The organism is Streptomyces sp. NPDC008317, assembly GCF_042955955.1.
GTDB lineage: Bacteria > Actinomycetota > Actinomycetes > Streptomycetales > Streptomycetaceae > Actinacidiphila.
The window spans coordinates 1,086,590-1,104,400 of the sequence record NZ_JBIBFQ010000001.1 but is presented as its reverse complement, the minus strand read 5'-3'; the positions used below and the strand labels follow the sequence as shown (position 1 = coordinate 1,104,400).

Below are 17,811 nucleotides of genomic sequence, written 5' to 3'. Positions count from 1 at the left end.
GCAGGTGGAGCTGCTTCCGTCCGGCCGTTCTCCCTTGGGGGCGGCAGGTCCCGCTCAGTAGCCGCGCACGTCGGGCCAGTGGCGCTGGATCCCGGCGCGGTCGAGCACGGCGGCGAACGCGTCGAACCGCTTGTCCTCGGCCTGGACCCGGTGCGGTTCCACGCCTTCGGCGAGGCAGTGGGCGGCGAGGGCACCGGCGACCTCGCCGATGTTCCACTCCACCGGGTGCAGCCGGTAGCAGCCGTTGGTGATGTGGGTGGTGCCGATGTTCTTGCCCGCGGGCAGCAGATTGCGGACCCTGCGCGGGATGAGCGCGCCGAGCGGGATCTCGAACGGCACGGAGCCGATGTCGATGTAGTTGTCACCTCCGGTGGACGGGTGCAGGTCGATGCGGTAGCCGCCGACGCCGACCGAGTCGCGGTACGTGGTGCCGCCGTGCGGGCCGACGAGGTCGATCGCGAGGTCCTGCTCGGTGATGGTGGTGACGGCCTTGATCCGGCGGGACTCGCGGACGTACGGCGCCTTGGCCAGGCCGTCCGCGGTGCCGGTGATGTCGGGGCGGAGCCTGAGGCCGGGGAAGCCCTTGCCGCCGTCGGCGCGCGGCGCCTCGGTCTGGAGCCAGTACAGGACGGACAGCGACAGCTGCCGCGCCTCGGCCACGGCCTGGGCCGAGGTCTCGGGGCCCGCGCCGATCAGCGGCTTGAGCCAGTAGTCGTTGAGCGGCCAGTTGACGAGGGTGATGTCGGAGTCGAAGGCGCCGGGCCGGTGCAACCGGCGGGCCAGAATGCGGCGGAAGCCCCACAGCTCCTTGTCGCCCGCGTCCTCCGACTGGTCGGCGTTGACGTCGAGCGGGTCGAGGTCGGGGTTGGGGACGAAGGTGCGCGGCACCGCTTCGAGCGTGCGCGGGTCGGGGGCGAGGAAGCCGAGCAGCGGGCCCGGCCAGAAGTCGGGGCGGTAGTCCCGCCAGAACTCGTAGTCGGCGGGCTTGTCGATGGTGTGGTCCTCGCCCTCGTGGTGCGAGAGCGCGAAGCACACCGTGATGCCCTGCTGGTTGAGCGGGTCGGCGGTCTCCGGGGCGTGCGGCTCGCCGAATTCGTCGCGCGACTCGGCGCCGACGGCGTGTTCGACACCGGCCAGCTCCAGCAGTTCGCCGGTCTCGGTCGCGTCGATCACGTACCGCGCCGCGATGGTGCGGCGGCTGCCGTCGCGCAGGCTCTCCACCGTGACGGACCGTACGGTGTCGTCCTCGGCCGCCGCCGCGACCGGGCGGTGCTCGGTCAGCAGCGTGAGGCGGCCGGACGCGAGGTGCGGCGCGAGCATCGACTCCAGCACGGCGAGGCCGACGCGCGGCTCGTGGCAGAGCTTGCTGACGCGTCCGGCGCCGGGGTTCAGCTCGGTGAGGGCCAGCGCCTCCGAGCGCATCGGGTACCACTGGCGGTAGTACGACCTGATGGATTCCCGCAGGTGGCGGTACGAGGCGGTGGTGCCGAACTGTTCCACCCACGGGTGCTCGTCCGGCGGGACGGCCTGCGAGGTGAGCTGGCCGCCGATCCAGTCGGTCTCCTCGGTCAGTACGACGCCGCGCCCGGCGCGGCACGCGGCGAGTGCCGCCGCCACGCCGCCGAGGCCGCCGCCGACGATGAGAATGTCCGGTCCGGGTTTCACGAGTCTCCTTGAGGTGGTGCGTACCGCCTGCGGCGGTGCTGTCGAAAGATTGCGCGGTGCGTCGGATGACGGCTCTGCCCGGTACCCCGGACCCTCCGGCGTCCGGTTCGCCGAGGACGCCCTACGGCCACGTGCTCTGACGCCGACCGGCCGCGGGGCCCTCACCCGTTAAGGGCTCCGCCCCCAAAGGCCCCGGCCCCCCGGGACGTGGGCTCGCGGCGAGCGGGGCGCCGAGCACCGGGCCACCGGCGCGAGGGCCCACGGCGAGCAGGCCGCCGAGCACCGGCCCCCCAGGGCGACGGCCCACGGCGAGCGGGCCGCCGAGCACCGGGCCACCGGTGTGTGGGCTCGCGGGCGGCGGGCAGGGCGGGTGGGGGTCATGGGCGTGGGTCCCGGGGCCGCGCCGGAGGCGGTCCCGCGCTGGCGCCCGGCCGGAAGGGGCAGGCCACCAGCGGCTCGGTGGCCGCCGCGATGTCCTCGCCCGCCACGAGGGCGGCCAGCATGCGGACGGCCGCGGCGCCCAACTCCGGCCGGGGGATGTCGAATCCGGTGGGCACCGGCTCGCCCGCGAGGTCGGGCGGCGGGCTGCCGAGCAGGGCGAGCGAGGCGTCGCGCGGGGCCTCGATCCCGGCGGCGCGGGCGGCGCCGCGCAGGGCCCGCCACGCGCTGCCGGTGTCGGTCTCCTCGGCGACGAACGCGGTGACGCCCTCGGCGAGCCAGCCGCGCAGCCGCTCGGGCGTCAGCTCGCGCTCGGGCGCCGCCGAGCGGAAGACGGCCGCGGGGCCGCCGGGCAGCCCGGCCGCCTCCAGGCCCTTGAGGAAGCCGTGTTCACGGTCGGTCGACGCGGGCGCCTCGTCGTCCTCGCGTACGAGCACGATCCGGCGGTGGCCGAGCTCCGCGAGCCGGGCCACGACCTCACGAGTGGCGTTGACGTAGTCCGCGCCGACCCAGGGCAGGCCCTCCAGCTCGTCCCTGCGGCCGATGTGGACCACGGGGAAGCCGTCGCCGACCAGGCGGCTCAGCTCCTGCGCGGGCGCGTGACGGCCGAGGAAGAGACAGCCGTCCGCCAGCCGGACCCGGCTCAGCGCCTCGGGTCCGGCGGCCCCCGCGCCGCCGGAACTGGAGCCGGTGAAGAGCACCAGGTCGTAGCCGCGCGCGGCGGCCTCCTGCTCGACGCCCACCAGGAACGGGTAGTACGAGTGCTGCACGTCGGTGGGGAAGGTCGCGGTGAAGCTGAAGACGCCCAGCAGGTCGTTGCGGGCGGCGGCCAGCCTGCGGGCGGCCGGGTCGGGGACGTATCCGAGGCTGCGCGCGGCGTCGAGCACCTTGCGCCGGGTCTCCTCCGAGATCGCGACACCCTCCCGCTTGCCGCCGAGCACCAGCGAGACCGTGGCCTGCGAGACGCCCGCGAGCCGCGCGACCTCCGCCTGGCGCGGCCGTGACGTACGCCCGGTCGGCGAGGGCGCCCGGCCCGGCCGGGATCGCTTCCTGGGTTCGTCCACCTGTGCTCCTCCTTCGTTAATGCGCATTAGTAATGCGCATTAACGAGCACTGTGGACCTTGCCACGCGTCACGTCAAGAGGATGGACCGCATTTTCCGGCCACGCCCGCGCGCCCCGCCGACCTGTGGTTATCGTCGGGAGCGCCGTCTTGGGTGGCGGGAAACCTTGTCCCGCTGGGGCCGCGGCGCCTCATCGGCGGCCGTCGGCGTCACCGTCCCCCCGGCCGCTCAGGGAGCGGCCGGGCGGGACACATCCGCGCGGAACGTATCGGCGCGGGAGGGTATCGGCGCGGGAACCTGCACCGGCCGAGGACGTACGAGCCAAGGACGTACGAGTCGAGGACGTACGAGCCGAGGACGGACGAGCCGTTACGGCTTGTACGCCACTCCCCCGTACATCGCGACCTGCGAGTCGTCGACCGTGCCCTCGGCGGCCGGGTCCGGGCGCCAGTTGTGGACGAGGGTGACACCGGGCTCGACCAGGTCGAGGCCCGCGAAGAAGGGCAGCACCTCGGCGTGGGTCCGGTTGCGGGCGGGCATGCCGCGCTTGGTGTACTCGGCGACGACACCCCCGATCGGCTTCGGGCTGGAGTCGGTGGTGACCGTGGAGATCGCCAGGTAGCTGCCGGACGGCAGGATGTCCACGTACTGCTTGACCAGGTCGTACGCCTTCTGGTCGTCCGTGACGAACTGGAGCACGGCGATGATCGACAGGGCGACCGGCCGGGACAGGTCCAGGGTCTCGGCCAGCTCGGCCGAGCCCAGGATCGCCGCCGGGTCCTTCATGTCCGCGTGGATGTAGGCGGTACGGCCCTCGGGCGTGCTGGTCAGCCGGGCGCCCGCGTGGGCCAGCACGATCGGGTCGTTGTCCATGTAGACCACGCGCGCGCTCGGGGTGACGCCCTGCGCGACCTCGTGGAGATTCGGCGAGGTCGGAATGCCGGTGCCGATGTCAAGGAACTGGTCGATGCCCTGCTCGGCCATGAAGCGGACGGCCCGGTGCATGAATTTACGGTTCTCACGCATCGATATCCGCAGACTGGGCCAGCCGCTCAGCATCTGCTCGGCGGCCTCGCGGTCCAGCGGGTAGTTGTCCTTGCCGCCGAGAATGTAGTCGTACACGCGTGCCGAGTGCGCGACGCTCGTGTCGATCTCGGGCGGCTCGTAGTTCGCAGGCCGCCGCGTCCAGGCCATGTCGTCGGGCATCCGCTGTTCCTCCTGAGTACGCCTGCGTTAAGTAAGTGATGAGCGTCAGGAAACCGGGAGGCTGGCCTGTCCAGCCTCCCAGCCCTGGGAGAAGACGTCGAGTTCGATCTGCGTGAAGATCAGCGCGGGACCTTCCGGATCAGTGGACTGGCGGACCGCGTAACGGCCGTCGGGAAGCCTGCGGACCTCCACGCAACTGCCGCCGTTGCTCCCGCTCCACGGCTTGTGCCAGCCTTCCGCTCCCAGCGTGAGAACAGCGTTGTGTATGCGATTCACTGGCCTAGAGCTCCTTGCGAATGGCACCGAGGAATTCTCCGGTGCGTTGTACTGGCAGGGCGTGGGCGCACATACGGTCCAGGGCTTCCTGGAACGTCGTGACATCGTCGTACTCGTCGAGATAGACGGCGCCGACGAGATTCTCGACATAGACGATGTCGGAGATCTCCTCGTGCGGGAATCGGAAGATGTGGAACGACCCGTACATGCCCTCGTGCGCGCAGATGCCGAAAGGCATCACCTGAAGCTTGATGTTCGGCTGTTCGGCCGCTTCGATGAGGCGGTCGATCTGGGCCCGCATGATCTCGGCGGGCACCATGGGACGGCGGAACACGGTCTCGTCCATGACCACCCACAATTCGGGCGGATTCGCGGAGGTGAGCAGTTGCTGCCGCTGTTTGCGGACGGCGACCCGGCGCTCGACCTCCTGGGCGGCCTTCTCCTCCGCGTCGTGGAGGCCGGCCCGCAGCACGGTCAGCGCGTATTCCTCGGTCTGGAGCAGGCCGGGGATGTAGTGGGGTTCGTAGGCCCGGATGAGGCTGGCCTCTTCCTCCAGGCTGACGTAACCGCTGAACCAGGTGGGCAGGGCGTCCCGGTAACGGTGCCACCAGCCGGGCTGGTTGGCCTCGCGGACGAGGGCGAGGAAGGTCCTGGCCTCGTCGCCCGGGACGCCGTACTCCTCCAGCAGCGTCTTGACGTAGGGGAGCTTCCACTTGCCCTTGGCCAGCTCCATGCGTCGGATCGTCAGAGGAGCCACGTCGAGGACGACGGCGGCGTCCTCGAACGACTTCCCGGCGGCGACCCGCAGGTCGCGCAATCGTCTGCCGAGCACCATCAGCCGAACGGTCGAGCCGCCCGACGACTGCGCAGCGGTCACGCCCCGGCTCCTCTCACCGAGTCCATGGGAGAAGTGTGCCACCCCCTCAGTGATATCCACACCTCGATTGCCTTCTCGGTGAAATTATCAAGATTAACCTTGCCCACTGAGCGCGTCGGGGCGCATAGTGGCCAGGTGACCACGTTCACGCACACGCGATGGAGAGGAATCTCCGCTGTGGGTTCACCTACCACCGATACCGTGAGTTCCCGTCTGACTACTCCCGGCATTGGCTCCGCTTCCCGTACGCCCCGCCCCCGTGCCGACGGCTGCACATTCGAACTGCTGGCATGCGGCGCGTCGGTTTCCGAGGCCCGGCGCCGTGCGCGCGCATATCTGACCGCGCGCGGATGCGGGCTGGACGCCTGCGATACGGCCGCTCTGTTGGTGAGTGAACTCGTCACCAATGCCGTGCGTCATACGACGAGCCCGACCGTCATCTGTTCCGTCCGGCGGGACGGCGTACGAGTCCGTATCGAGGTCGAGGACCACGGAAACGTCGGCGAGGGCCCGGTGATGCGCGACAGCGGCACCCATGAGGTCAACGGCCGCGGGCTGCTGCTGGTGGACGCGGTGTGCGACGAGTGGGAAGTGGCTCCGGGCCGCGACGGCATCGGCCGGATCGTGCGCGCGGTGTTCCGCGACGAGACGGTCTGACGGCCTCGCCCTCGCCTGCTCACCGGCACCCCGCTCCGCCCGCTCACCGAAAAGGACCACCTCGGGGGTCTGCTACGCTGATCCAGCGACGTGCCCCTGTCCCAGCGTGATCCTGCGGTCACTTTCTGGTCCCGGATCAGCGGCGGACAAGCGGTACGGAGCACCCGAGATCCTGTGCGAGAATTATCCCGCACAAGCTTGGTCCTGTGGAGCAGTTTGGAGTGCTCGCCACCCTGTCAAGGTGGAGGCCGCGGGTTCAAATCCCGTCAGGACCGCTGCGGCTGGGTAGCTCAGTTGGTACGAGCGACCGCCTGAAAAGCGGTAGGTCGCCGGTTCGACCCCGGCCCCAGCCACCGCACGACGTAGGCCCCGTCTCCGGACGGGGCCTACGTCGTTCCCGTGCGCCATGCGCCCCACCGTCACCGTGCGTACCGCCGCGGGGAAATGCGTTCGCCGCGCGCCCGCCGCAGATGCGATCCTGGACCGCGTATGTCTACCCAACCCACCTCCGCTGATCTCGCCGAACGGCTGCCGTCGCTGACTTTGCGCGACGAGCAGCGGCTCGGCCGCCGACTCGACGGCGCCCGCCGTATCCGCAAGCCGGAGGCGCGGGCCGCGGTGCTGGCCGAGATCGCCGCCGAGATGGACAAGGGCGAGGCGCGGCTGGCGGCCCGCCGCGCCGCCGTGCCGAGGATCAGCTATCCCGAGGCGCTGCCGGTCAGCCAGAAGAAGGACGACATCCTGGCGGCGATCCGCGACCACCAGGTGGTGATCGTCGCGGGCGAGACCGGCTCGGGCAAGACGACGCAGATCCCGAAGATCTGCCTGGAGCTGGGCCGCGGGGTGCGCGGCCTGATCGGCCACACCCAGCCGCGCCGGATCGCGGCCCGTACCGTCGCCGAGCGCGTGGCGGAGGAGCTGGCGACACCGCTCGGGGAGGCGGTCGGCTGGAAGGTCCGCTTCACCGACCAGGTCGGCGACTCCACGCTGGTCAAGCTGATGACCGACGGCATCATGCTCGCCGAGATCCAGACCGACCGCGAGCTGCGCGCGTACGACACGATCATCATCGACGAGGCGCACGAGCGCAGCCTCAACATCGACTTCATCCTCGGCTACCTGGCCCAACTCCTGCCGCGCCGCCCGGACCTGAAGGTGATCATCACCTCGGCGACGATCGACCCGCAGCGCTTCTCCCGGCACTTCGGGGACGCGCCGGTGGTCGAGGTCAGCGGCCGGACGTATCCGGTGGAGGTCCGCTACCGGCCGCTGGCCGACGAGGGCGCGGACGGTGACGAGGGGGCCGACGACCGCGACCAGATCACCGCGATCTGCGACGCGGTCGACGAACTCCAGGCCGAGGGGCCGGGCGACATCCTGGTCTTCCTCTCCGGCGAGCGCGAGATCCGCGACACCGCGGACGCGCTGACCAAGAAGAACCTGCGCTCGACCGAGGTGCTGCCGCTGTACGCGCGGCTGTCGTCGGCCGAGCAGCACCGCGTGTTCCAGCAGCACAGCGGGCGCCGCGTCGTGCTGGCCACGAACGTCGCCGAGACGTCGCTGACCGTCCCCGGCATCCGGTACGTGATCGACCCCGGCACCGCCCGGATCTCCCGCTACAGCCACCGCACCAAGGTGCAGCGGCTGCCGATCGAGCGGATCAGCCAGGCCAGCGCCAACCAGCGCAAGGGCCGCTGCGGCCGTACGTCGGACGGCGTCTGCATCCGGCTGTACGACGAGGACGACTTCCTGTCCCGGCCGGAGTTCACCGACGCCGAGATCCTGCGCACCAACCTGGCCTCGGTCATCCTCCAGATGACGGCGGCCGGGCTCGGCGACATCGCGCGCTTCCCCTTCATCGACCCGCCGGACAGCCGGAACATCAAGGACGGTGTCCAACTCCTCGAAGAGCTGGGCGCGTTGGACCCCAAGGAGAAGGACCCGCGCAAGCGGCTGACCCCGCTGGGCCGCAAGCTCTCGCAGCTCCCGGTGGACCCGCGGCTCGCCCGTATGGTGCTGGAGGCCGACCGCAACGGGTGCGCGCGCGAGGTCATGGTGATCGCGGCGGCGCTGTCCATCCAGGACCCGCGCGAACGCCCCGCGGACAAGCAGACGCAGGCCGACCAGCAGCACGCCCGCTTCCGCGACGAGACCAGCGACTTCCTGTCCTTCCTCAGCCTGTGGGGCTATGTCCGCGACCGGCAGAAGGACCTGTCCTCGTCGGCCTTCCGCCGCATGTGCCGCTCGGAGTTCCTGAACTACCTGCGCATCCGCGAGTGGCAGGACATCTACAGCCAGCTCCGTACGGTCGCCAAGTCCCTGGGCATCACAGTCACCGAGCCCAGGTCCGAGGACGACGCGGCCGATCCGGTACGGGTCCACCAGTCGTTGCTGGCGGGGTTGTTGTCGCACCTGGGGCTCAAGGACACCGACAAGAACGAGTACTTGGGCGCCCGCAGCGCGAAATTCGCCGTCTTCCCCGGCTCGGCGCTGTTCAAGAAGCCGCCGCGCTGGATCATGTCGGCCGAGCTGGTGGAGACCTCCCGGCTGTGGGCGCGGGTCAACGCGCGGATCGAGCCGGAGTGGGTGGAGCCGCTGGCCCAGCACCTGGTCAAGCGCACCTACAGCGAGCCGCACTGGGAGAAGGACCAGGCGGCCGTGATGGCGTACGAGCGCGTCACCCTCTACGGCGTCCCGCTGGTCGCCCAGCGCAAGGTCACCTACGGCCGGATCGACCCCGAGGTCTCCCGCGAGCTGTTCATCCGCAACGCGCTGGTCGAGGGCGACTGGCGCACCCACCACCAGTTCTTCCACGACAACCGCAAACTCCTCGGCGAGGTCGAGGAGTTGGAGCACCGCGCCCGGCGCCGCGACATCCTCGTGGACGACGAGACGCTCTTCGACTTCTACGACGCGCGGCTGCCGGAGGACGTCGTCTCCGGCGCCCACTTCGACTCCTGGTGGAAGCAGAAGCGGCGCGAAGAGCCGGAGTTGCTGAACTTCGAGCACTCCATGCTGATCAACGAGAACGCGGAGGCCGTCACCAAGGACGACTACCCGGACTCCTGGCGGCAGGGCGCGCTCAAATTCCGCGTCACGTACCAGTTCGAACCGGGCGCCGACGCCGACGGCGTCACCGTCCACATCCCGCTCCAGGTCCTCAACCAGGTCTCGGCCGACGGCTTCGACTGGCAGATCCCGGGCCTGCGCGAGGAGGTCGTCACCGAGCTGATCCGCTCGCTGCCCAAGGCGATCCGCCGGCATTACGTCCCCGCGCCGAACTACGCCAAGAAGTTCCTGGAGCGCGCGGTCGCCGGGCCCGACCCCCTGCCGTCCGTGCTGGCGCGGGAGTTGCAGAAGATGGTCGGGGTGCCGGTCACCGGGGAGGACTTCGACCTCGGCAAGGTGCCCGAGCATCTGAAGATCACCTTCCGGGTGGTGGACGAGCGGCGCCGCAAGCTCGCCGAGGACAAGGACCTGGACGCGCTGCGGCTGCGGCTGAAGCCGAAGACGCGGGAGGCGATCACCAGGGCCTTCGAGTCGGCCTCCGACCCCGCGCTGGCCTCGGTCCAGCAGCGCACCGGGCTCACCGACTGGACGATCGGCGCGCTGCCGCGCACCTTCGAGGCGCGGCGCGCGGGCCAGCCCGTCAAGGCGTTCCCGGCGCTCGTCGACGAGGGCGCCACCGTGGCCGTACGGCTCTTCGACACCGAGCCGGAGCAGGCAGCGGCGATGTGGCGGGGCACACGGCGGCTGATCCTGCTCAACGTGCCGGTGAATCCGGCGAAGTTCGCCGCGGACAAGCTGTCCAACCAGCAGAAGCTGGCGCTCTCGCGCAATCCGCACGGCAGCGTGCAGGCGCTCTTCGAGGACTGCGCGACCGCCGCCGCCGACCGGCTGATCGCCGACCACGGCGGGCCCGCGTGGGACGAGGAGTCCTTCCGCAAGCTGTACGACGCGGTCCGCGCCGATCTGGTCGAGCTGACCTCGCGCAGCGTCCAGCGGGTCCAGCAGGTGCTGGCCGCCTGGCAGTCCTGCGAGCGGCGCCTGAAGGACACCACGAGCCTCGCGCTGGTCGCCAACCTCCAGGACGTACGGGAGCAGCTCGCGGGCCTGGTGCACGCCGGTTTCGTGACCGAGGCGGGGCTCAAGCGGCTGCCCGACCTGATGCGGTATCTGGTCGGCGTCGACCGCCGCCTCCAGCAGATGCCGACGGGGGTCCAGCGGGACACCACGCGGATGGAGAAGGTCCGGGAGATCCAGGCCGAGTACGGCGAGCTGCTGGCCGCCCAGCCGGCCGGGCGGCCGGTGCCGGCCGCGGTGCGGGACATCCGCTGGATGATCGAGGAGCTGCGCGTCAGCTACTTCGCGCACGCGCTGGGCACGGCGTTCCCGGTCTCCGACAAACGCGTCTTCAAGGCCCTCGACGACGCCTGGGCCTGACCGCCCCGCACCGCCCGGCCGCCCCCCGGCAACGAGTTCGACCCCACCCCCTGACCTGCTGTACAGTCTGTCTCGCAGCCGAGCCCAACAGGCTGTGACACCAGGTCCTGTGGAGCAGTTTGGAGTGCTCGCCACCCTGTCAAGGTGGAGGCCGCGGGTTCAAATCCCGTCAGGACCGCCGTACCGTCTGCCACTAGGCCCGCACCTCCTCAGGTGCGGGTCTTTTCGCTGTCCCCGCAGACCGCACAACAGTACGTCGCAAGGCCCGTGCCTCCTCAAGGTGCGGGCCCTTTCGCTGTCCCCCGCAGACCGCGCCCGCTACGGCCTCCTCGTACCGCCGCGGGCGGGGCACCGGCGTCGGCGCGGAGAGCGCTCTCGGCCTACTCCCCCCGCGCCGCGGGGAGTTCATTAGCGCACGGGGATCAAGATCCACAAGAGCCCGGCGTGTGACGGGAGTCACGGAAACCCGTTTCGGGAGTGGGGAACTCGACGCCCTCCGGAAGGCTCTCGATTTAATATGTGCAATTGCACCTCCCTGGGGACGACTCCGGCGCTAGCACGCAACCGCCCCCAGGACCCCACAGACCACGCCCCCGGCGCGCACGGAACGCCCACAAACCGCCCGCGCGGCCCCACATGACCCCGCGCCGCCCCGGCGCCGCCCCGGGCCGCCGCGGGCACGAAAAAGACCGCATCGGACCCGGCGGAGTCCGATGCGGTCTTGGTGAAGCTGGGTGGAGCTGGTAGAGCTCGTAGCTCCCTCCGGCGTCCCTGATGGGGGCAGGTGGCCTTCGGGCCGGGCGACGTATGGGGTGGGGGCCCCGTTAGCCGCCCAAAAGGGCTGTCAGGCCTCGCTGCGCTGCTGCGGAATGCCCGCCAACAGCGCGCGGACCTCCGCCTCGCGGTAGCGGCGGTGCCCGCCGAGCGTGCGGATGGATGTGAGCTTGCCGGCCTTTGCCCAGCGCGTGACCGTCTTCGGGTCGACGCGGAACATGGTGGCGACCTCAGCAGGGGTTAGCAACGGCTCGGCATCAGGGGTGCGAGCGGTCATGAGCGGCCTCCTCGAGAGAACCGAACCAACGCGGTTCTTTCCTCTAAATTCTGCACCTTGACCCACGTTGCCCGAAATGGCAGACGCGGGCCGAGTCGGTAATAGGACGAACGGCTTGTCCTCGGCACTACAACTACACCATCCGTCCAGCCTCGTCGGCCAAACCGATGGAATTGCCCTCTCAGGTGTTCAAGCTCGGCGGAAGCCGATGGACCATGCCATAGCGGACAGTCACACCAACGTGACGATCAGTCACAACCTGATCATCTGCCCCATCCCCACCTTCGAAACGAGTCCGAGGAGGACCCGATGTCCCATTTTGACACGAGACATGGTGATGCAGGCAAGAGTCCGCTTACGTGCTCTCCGTCACGCTTGGGCCATTACCGCCGCTCTCGATGCCAAAAGGCAAGCTGAGAGGCGGAAGAGACACAACGAGACAACAGAGGACCCGCGAACCCTGCGCCGAAGGTCACATCGGCCCATGCGTCGAACGCGGAGTCGATGCCAGGGCCAGAGCTTCGGCGCACATTTCCGCCGGAGCCCCGACCGTGACCCGCGTCACGCCCCGCCTGCCCTCAACTGGAGAACTGAAGCTCCCTGACCGCCCGCCACCGGTCGGTCAGCCGCTCGTACGCCACCCCGGCCGCCGCCGAGTCCCCGGCCCGCAGCGCGGCGAGCCCCTCGGCCACATCGGCCGCCGAGCGGTCCTCCGCGAGCGTGTCCTGGCCCATCACGTGCACCAGGCCGCCGTAGTCCAGCTCGACCAGCGAACGCGGGTGGAACTCCTCGAGCCAGCGCCCCACATCGATCAGCCCGTCGATCAACGGGCCCTCGTCCAGGGCGTCCTTGAGCACCCGCAGCGCCCGCGCGACCCGCCGCCTGGCCTGGACCATGGGCGTGCGGTACCGCAGCAGCGGCTCCTTCGACTCCCCCGCGCCCGACGGCTCGTACTCCCGCTCGTCGTCCCCGACGAGGGCGAACCAGCGCACCGGCACGTGCCAGGTGGCCGAGCGGATCCACGGCCGGGCGTCCGGATTCCGCTCCCGCCAGCTCTCGTGGTCGGCGGCGGCCTGCCGGCGTACGACCGGCGGCAGCATCGCGTCCAGCACCGGCTCGGGCAGCAGCTCCCCCACGTTCTCCAGGGCGAGCCAGCCGCGCAGCCGGGTGCGCCAGGGGCAGATGTGGGTGACACCGGAGACCACGGCCACGAAGGCGTCGCCGCTCTCGTGCACCGGGACGGCCACCGGGGGCACCGGCAGGAGGTCGGCCAGGGACTGCCGTAGCTCGTCCTGAGCGGTACGCGTCAGCCCGGCCGACGCATACCGGTACCAGTGGGTGCGTTCGGGCTCTGGAAAGGCCGCCAGGGGCTCGTAGACCCGCAAATAGGCCGCGTACGGGACCAGTACCGGTGAACCGCCCACACCCGCTCCCTCGTCACGGCCTTGATGCTCCGATCGTCCCACGCGACCCCCCGCCCCGGAGGTGATCCCGGCCACTGTGAAAAACCGTCGCGGGATCACCGGAAACCCACACATGTACGCGGTCCCATGATCGCCCGCCCAGGGCCTACCCTTCTGCATATCCGGCCTCCCGCCACCCGCACGGGGAGCCGGAGGCCAGCAAGGCCAACCGGGTTCGCCCGGAAAAACTGGACTATGGGAGTCACCACCGTGACCGACGTACGACAGACCGACCGCTCCTCGTCAGTCGAGTCGACCGGCTCCACCGCGTCGACCGTCCTCGCCAAACTGTTCCGATCGGAACAGGGCGGGCACGAGCAGGTCGTCCTGTGCCAGGACCGCGCAACCGGCCTCAAGGCCGTCATCGCGCTCCACTCGACCGCCCTGGGCCCGGCCCTCGGCGGCACCCGCTTCCACGCCTACGCCTCCGACGAGGAGGCCGTCGAGGACGCGCTCAACCTCTCCCGCGGCATGTCGTACAAGAACGCGCTCGCCGGGCTCGACCACGGCGGCGGCAAGGCCGTCGTCATCGGCGACCCCGACACGCTCAAGACCGAGGAACTGCTGCTCGCCTACGGCCGGTTCGTGGCCTCGCTCGGCGGCCGGTACGTCACCGCGTGCGACGTCGGCACCTATGTCGCGGACATGGACGTCGTAGCCCGCGAGAACCGCTGGACGACCGGCCGCTCGCCGGAGAACGGCGGCGCCGGCGACTCCTCCGTGCTCACCGCCTTCGGTGTCTTCCAGGGAATGCGCGCCGCCGCGAAGACCCAGTGGGGCGAGCCGACGCTGCGCGGCCGCCGGGTCGGCGTGGCCGGCGTCGGCAAGGTCGGCCACCACCTGGTGGAGCACCTGCTGGAGGACGGCGCCGAGGTCGTGATCACCGACGTCCGCGCGGACGCCGTCGACCGGATCGTCGCCCGTCACCCGCGGGTCACCTCGGTGAGCGACGCGCAGGTGCTGGTGCGCACCCCGCTCGACGTGTACGCGCCCTGCGCGCTCGGCGGCGCCCTGGACGACGCGACGGTCGCCGCGCTGACCGCCACGGTGGTCTGCGGCGCGGCCAACAACCAGCTCGCCCACCCCGGCGTCGAGAAGGACCTCGCCGACCGCGGCATCCTCTACGCGCCGGACTACGTGGTGAACGCCGGTGGCGTGATCCAGGTCGCGGACGAGCTGCACGGTTTTGATTTTGACCGCGCGAAGACCAAGGCCACGAAGATCTACGACACGACTCTGGCCATTTTCGACCGGGCCAGGACCGACGGCGTCCCCCCGGCCGTGGCCGCGGACAGGCTCGCGGAACAGCGGATCGCGGACCGTACACCGGCTTCGGAATGGCTGCGTCCGGAGGGGTCCGCGTGACCGACAGCACGGCCCGATAGCAAGTTCGCGCTAGAAGAAGGTAAAATCGGCCCTGACCAGGCAGAACAGGGCCGTGAACGACCCCTGTTCCGACGCGTGTCGTGCGGGCGACGTACCGTGCGGCGTCGGAAGCAGGTACCGTTGTGGGCCTACGGACCGGTCTCTCTCCGGGGAGGCCGCTCCGAATCATGAACGCGTGTCAAGACTCGGGGCCGCTGAGCCCCGCCGTTAAGGGGGTCGAGCCATGGGGCGCGGCCGGGCCAAGGCCAAGCAGACGAAGGTCGCCCGCCAGCTGAAGTACAACAGCGGCGGCACGGATCTCTCACGTCTGGCCGACGAGCTGGGCGCATCGTCACCGCTTCCGGTCAATCCGGAGCCTGTCGAGGACGATGACGACGAGGATGACGACCCGTACGCACAGTACGCGGATCGCTACAACAACGACGGGGACGAGGACGACGAGTCCGAGTCATCCCCCCAGCGCCGTCACGCTTGACACCTGTCACGTAGACGCACATCACCGCATGTCACGTCGGCCCGGTCCGGGGTCCCGCCCCGGACCGGGTTTCGTCGTCGGCTCGTCGGCGCTGAGGACCCCACCGCTCTACCGCGCGTAGTCGCCGGTCAGTTCGACGGCCGCCGTGCCGCTTTCGCGTGCCGTGATCTCGCCGCTCACCCAGGCCCCGACGCCCCGGTCGGCGAGGGTCGCGAGCGCGACGTCCACGGACTCCTGCGGCAGGACGGCGATCATGCCGACGCCCATGTTCAGCGTCTTCTCCAGCTCCAGGCGCTCGACCCCGCCCAGCTCCCCGACCAGCCCGAAGACCGGCGCGGGCTCCCAGGTGGAGCGGTCGACGGTGGCCCGCAGGTGGTCGGGGACGACCCGCGCCAGGTTGTTGGCGAGCCCGCCGCCGGTGATGTGCGAGAAGGCGTGCACCTCGGTGGTACGGGTCAGCGCCAGGCAGTCCAGCGAGTAGATCTTCGTCGGCTCCAGCAGCTCCTCGCCGAGCGTGCGGCCGAACTCCGGCACCTGCCGGTCCAGCGACCAGCCCGCCCGGTCGAACAGCACGTGCCGGACCAGGCTGTAGCCGTTGGAGTGCAGCCCCGACGACTCGATGGCGACGACCGCGTCACCGGGCCGGATCAGGTCCGCGCCCAGCACTTGGTCGGCCTCGACCACTCCGGTGCCCGCGCCCGCCACGTCGAAGTCGTCCGCGGCCAGCAGCCCCGGGTGCTCGGCGGTCTCGCCGCCGACCAGCGCGCAGCCCGCGAGCACACAGCCCTCGGCGATGCCCTTGACGATGGCCGCGACCCGCTCGGGGTAGACCTTGCCGACGCAGATGTAGTCGGTCATGAACAGCGGTTCCGCGCCGCACACCACGAGGTCGTCCACGACCATGCCGACCAGGTCGTGGCCGATCGTGTCGTAGACGCCCATACGGCGGGCGATGTCCACCTTGGTGCCGACGCCGTCGGTCGCGGAGGCGAGCAGCGGGCGCTCGTACCGCTTGAGCGCGGAGGCGTCGAAGAGTCCGGCGAAGCCGCCGAGCCCGCCGACCACCTCGGGGCGGGTGGCCTTGCGGACCCACTCCTTCATCAGGTGGACGGCACGGTCGCCGGCCTCGATGTCGACGCCCGCGGAGGCGTAGCTGGCACCGGAGAAGTCAGCGCCGGTGGAGGCGGCGCCGGTTGACTCAGACATAGCTGGGGAACCTTCGTGTCGTTCGTGCGGAGGGCTGCGTGGCTGCCGCGGAGCCTACGGGCGGCGGAGCGCGTCCGCGGCGTCCGCGCCACCGGCCAGTTCGGTCTCCAGCAACTGCTTGCCCAGCAGCTCCGGGTCGGGCAGGTCCATCGGGTACACGCCGTCGAAGCAGGCGCGGCAGAGGTTGTCCTTGGGGATGGTGGTCGCCTCGACCATGGCGTCGATGGAGATGTACGCGAGCGAGTCCGCGCCCAGCGAGGTGCCGATCTCGTCCACGGTCATGCCGTTGGCGATCAGTTCGGCGCGGGTGGCGAAGTCGATGCCGAAGAAGCAGGGCCACTTCACGGGCGGCGACGAGATCCGTACGTGCACCTCGGCGGCGCCCGCCTCGCGGAGCATCCGGACCAGGGCGCGCTGGGTGTTGCCGCGGACGATCGAGTCGTCCACGACCACCAGGCGCTTGCCGCGGATGACTTCCTTGAGCGGATTGAGCTTGAGCCGGATGCCGAGCTGCCTGATGGTCTGCGACGGCTGGATGAACGTACGGCCGACGTAGCTGTTCTTGACCAGCCCGGAGCCGTACGGGATACCGCTGGCCTCGGCGTACCCGACGGCGGCCGGGGTGCCGGACTCCGGAGTCGGTATCACCAGGTCGGCGTCGACCGGGGCCTCCTTGGCGAGACGGCGGCCCATCTCGACGCGGGAGAGGTAGACGTTGCGCCCGGCGATGTCGGTGTCGGGGCGGGCGAGGTAGACGTACTCGAAGACGCAGCCCTTGGGGGCGGCCTCGGCGAAGCGGGAGGTGCGCAGGCCGTTCTCGTCGATGGCGATCAGCTCGCCGGGCTCGATCTCCCGGACGAAGCTGGCGCCGCAGATGTCGAGGGCGGCGGTCTCGGAGGCGACGACCCAGCCGCGCTCCAGCCGGCCGAGGACCAGCGGGCGGATGCCCTGGAGGTCGCGGGCCGCGTACAGGGTGTGCTCGTCCATGAAGACGAGGCTGAAGGCGCCCTTGACCTGCGGCAGCACCTTCGTGGCGGCCTGCTCGACGGAGAGCGGGTTGCCCTCGTCGTCGACCTGGCCCGCGAGCAGCGCGGTGACCAGGTCGGTGTCGTTGGTGGCGGCGACCTTGGTGGCCCGCCCCGGGCCCTGCGGGAGGGAGGCGACCAGTTCGGCCAGCTCGGCCGTGTTGACCAGATTGCCGTTGTGCCCGAGGGCGATGGAGCCCTGGGCGGTGGCGCGGAAGGTGGGCTGCGCGTTCTCCCACACGGACGCGCCGGTGGTCGAGTAGCGGGCGTGGCCGACGGCGATGTGGCCGGTCAGCGAGCCGAGGGAGGTCTCGTCGAAGACCTGGGAGACCAGGCCCATGTCCTTGAAGACCAGAATCTGGGAGCCGTTGCTCACTGCGATGCCCGCGGACTCCTGTCCGCGGTGCTGCAGGGCATACAGCCCGAAATAGGTGAGTTTGGCGACCTCTTCACCGGGGGCCCAGACACCGAAAACGCCGCAGGCGTCCTGGGGGCCCTTCTCACCGGGGAGCAGGTCGTGGCTGAGTCGTCCATCACCACGAGGCACGTTCACGAGTCTAGGGCAGGATTGCCCATCGTC

At 70.4% G+C, this 17,811-nt stretch carries 13 protein-coding genes and 3 tRNA genes; 7 read left to right on the top strand and 9 right to left on the bottom strand.

The annotated features are described in order from the left end of the window. Positions 1-54: 54 nt before the first annotated feature. From ACFY9V_RS04625 to ACFY9V_RS04605, 5 genes are all read right to left on the bottom strand, one after another. Complete coding sequence (locus tag ACFY9V_RS04625) at positions 55-1,665, bottom strand: FAD-dependent oxidoreductase (protein WP_355336180.1); 1,611 nt, start codon at positions 1,663-1,665, stop codon at positions 55-57. Between the two features lie 377 nt (positions 1,666-2,042). Continuing rightward, complete coding sequence (locus ACFY9V_RS04620; RefSeq protein ID WP_391159396.1) at positions 2,043-3,167, bottom strand: substrate-binding domain-containing protein; 1,125 nt, start codon at positions 3,165-3,167, stop codon at positions 2,043-2,045. Positions 3,168-3,535: 368 nt separating this feature from the next. Further along, complete coding sequence (locus ACFY9V_RS04615) at positions 3,536-4,372, bottom strand: SAM-dependent methyltransferase (RefSeq protein ID WP_355336177.1); 837 nt, start codon at positions 4,370-4,372, stop codon at positions 3,536-3,538. Between the two features lie 45 nt (positions 4,373-4,417). Further along, a complete protein-coding gene (locus tag ACFY9V_RS04610) occupies positions 4,418-4,648 on the bottom strand; it encodes a DUF397 domain-containing protein (protein WP_355336175.1) in 231 nt (76 codons plus the stop codon). Between the two features lie 4 nt (positions 4,649-4,652). Continuing rightward, positions 4,653-5,525, bottom strand: a complete 873-nt coding sequence (locus ACFY9V_RS04605) for a helix-turn-helix transcriptional regulator (protein ID WP_355336173.1) — start codon at positions 5,523-5,525, stop codon at positions 4,653-4,655. Between the two features lie 24 nt (positions 5,526-5,549). Here ACFY9V_RS04605 and ACFY9V_RS04600 point away from each other — a divergent pair, with 24 nt between their 5' ends. The 5 genes from ACFY9V_RS04600 to ACFY9V_RS04580 all read left to right on the top strand — a co-directional run bounded on the left by ACFY9V_RS04600 (position 5,550) and on the right by ACFY9V_RS04580 (position 10,803). Further along, positions 5,550-6,182, top strand: a complete 633-nt coding sequence (locus ACFY9V_RS04600) for an ATP-binding protein (RefSeq protein WP_355336171.1) — start codon at positions 5,550-5,552, stop codon at positions 6,180-6,182. Between the two features lie 200 nt (positions 6,183-6,382). Next, positions 6,383-6,457, top strand: a tRNA-Asp gene (locus tag ACFY9V_RS04595). Between the two features lie 4 nt (positions 6,458-6,461). Further along, a tRNA-Phe gene (locus tag ACFY9V_RS04590) sits at positions 6,462-6,535 on the top strand. A gap of 136 nt (positions 6,536-6,671) precedes the next feature. Continuing rightward, positions 6,672-10,625, top strand: coding sequence for an ATP-dependent RNA helicase HrpA (gene hrpA / locus ACFY9V_RS04585; protein WP_391159393.1), 3,954 nt, complete (start codon positions 6,672-6,674; stop codon positions 10,623-10,625). Between the two features lie 103 nt (positions 10,626-10,728). Further along, a tRNA-Asp gene (locus ACFY9V_RS04580) sits at positions 10,729-10,803 on the top strand. Between the two features lie 666 nt (positions 10,804-11,469). On the opposite strand, the gene bldC is transcribed toward ACFY9V_RS04580, so the two are convergent. After that, positions 11,470-11,676 carry a developmental transcriptional regulator BldC gene (bldC, locus tag ACFY9V_RS04575; protein WP_003949541.1) on the bottom strand — a complete coding sequence of 69 codons (207 nt, stop codon included), beginning with the start codon at positions 11,674-11,676 and terminating at the stop codon, positions 11,470-11,472. 578 nt (positions 11,677-12,254) lie between these two features. Then, positions 12,255-13,100: a hypothetical protein gene (locus ACFY9V_RS04570; RefSeq protein WP_355336167.1), complete on the bottom strand. Its 846-nt coding sequence runs from the start codon at positions 13,098-13,100 to the stop codon at positions 12,255-12,257. Positions 13,101-13,334: 234 nt separating this feature from the next. Here ACFY9V_RS04570 and ACFY9V_RS04565 point away from each other — a divergent pair, with 234 nt between their 5' ends. Next, positions 13,335-14,504, top strand: a complete 1,170-nt coding sequence (locus ACFY9V_RS04565) for a Glu/Leu/Phe/Val dehydrogenase dimerization domain-containing protein (protein WP_355336165.1) — start codon at positions 13,335-13,337, stop codon at positions 14,502-14,504. A 244-nt stretch (positions 14,505-14,748) separates the two neighbouring features. Next, on the top strand, positions 14,749-15,000 hold the full coding sequence (locus ACFY9V_RS04560; protein WP_355336163.1) for a DUF3073 domain-containing protein: 252 nt from the start codon (positions 14,749-14,751) through the stop codon (positions 14,998-15,000). Positions 15,001-15,108: 108 nt separating this feature from the next. On the opposite strand, the gene purM is transcribed toward ACFY9V_RS04560, so the two are convergent. Together purM and purF are read right to left on the bottom strand one after the other, a co-directional pair. Continuing rightward, positions 15,109-16,206: a phosphoribosylformylglycinamidine cyclo-ligase gene (gene purM, locus ACFY9V_RS04555; protein ID WP_355336161.1), complete on the bottom strand. Its 1,098-nt coding sequence runs from the start codon at positions 16,204-16,206 to the stop codon at positions 15,109-15,111. Between the two features lie 54 nt (positions 16,207-16,260). After that, positions 16,261-17,778, bottom strand: a complete 1,518-nt coding sequence (gene purF, locus ACFY9V_RS04550; RefSeq protein WP_355336160.1) for an amidophosphoribosyltransferase — start codon at positions 17,776-17,778, stop codon at positions 16,261-16,263. Between the last annotated feature and the right edge of the window lie 33 nt (positions 17,779-17,811).

Bases quoted from the DNA above. Each gene is read 5' to 3' on its own strand.
- ACFY9V_RS04600 (WP_355336171.1), top strand. From the start codon at position 5,550: ATGGGAGAAGTGTGCCACCCCCTCAGTGATATCCACACCTCGATTGCC.
- bldC (WP_003949541.1), bottom strand. From the start codon at position 11,676: ATGACCGCTCGCACCCCTGATGCCGAGCCGTTGCTAACCCCTGCTGAG.
- purM (WP_355336161.1), bottom strand. From the start codon at position 16,206: ATGTCTGAGTCAACCGGCGCCGCCTCCACCGGCGCTGACTTCTCCGGT.
- ACFY9V_RS04565 (WP_355336165.1), top strand. From the start codon at position 13,335: ATGGGAGTCACCACCGTGACCGACGTACGACAGACCGACCGCTCCTCG.
- ACFY9V_RS04560 (WP_355336163.1), top strand. From the start codon at position 14,749: ATGGGGCGCGGCCGGGCCAAGGCCAAGCAGACGAAGGTCGCCCGCCAG.
- hrpA (WP_391159393.1), top strand. From the start codon at position 6,672: ATGTCTACCCAACCCACCTCCGCTGATCTCGCCGAACGGCTGCCGTCG.
- ACFY9V_RS04615 (WP_355336177.1), bottom strand. From the start codon at position 4,372: ATGCCCGACGACATGGCCTGGACGCGGCGGCCTGCGAACTACGAGCCG.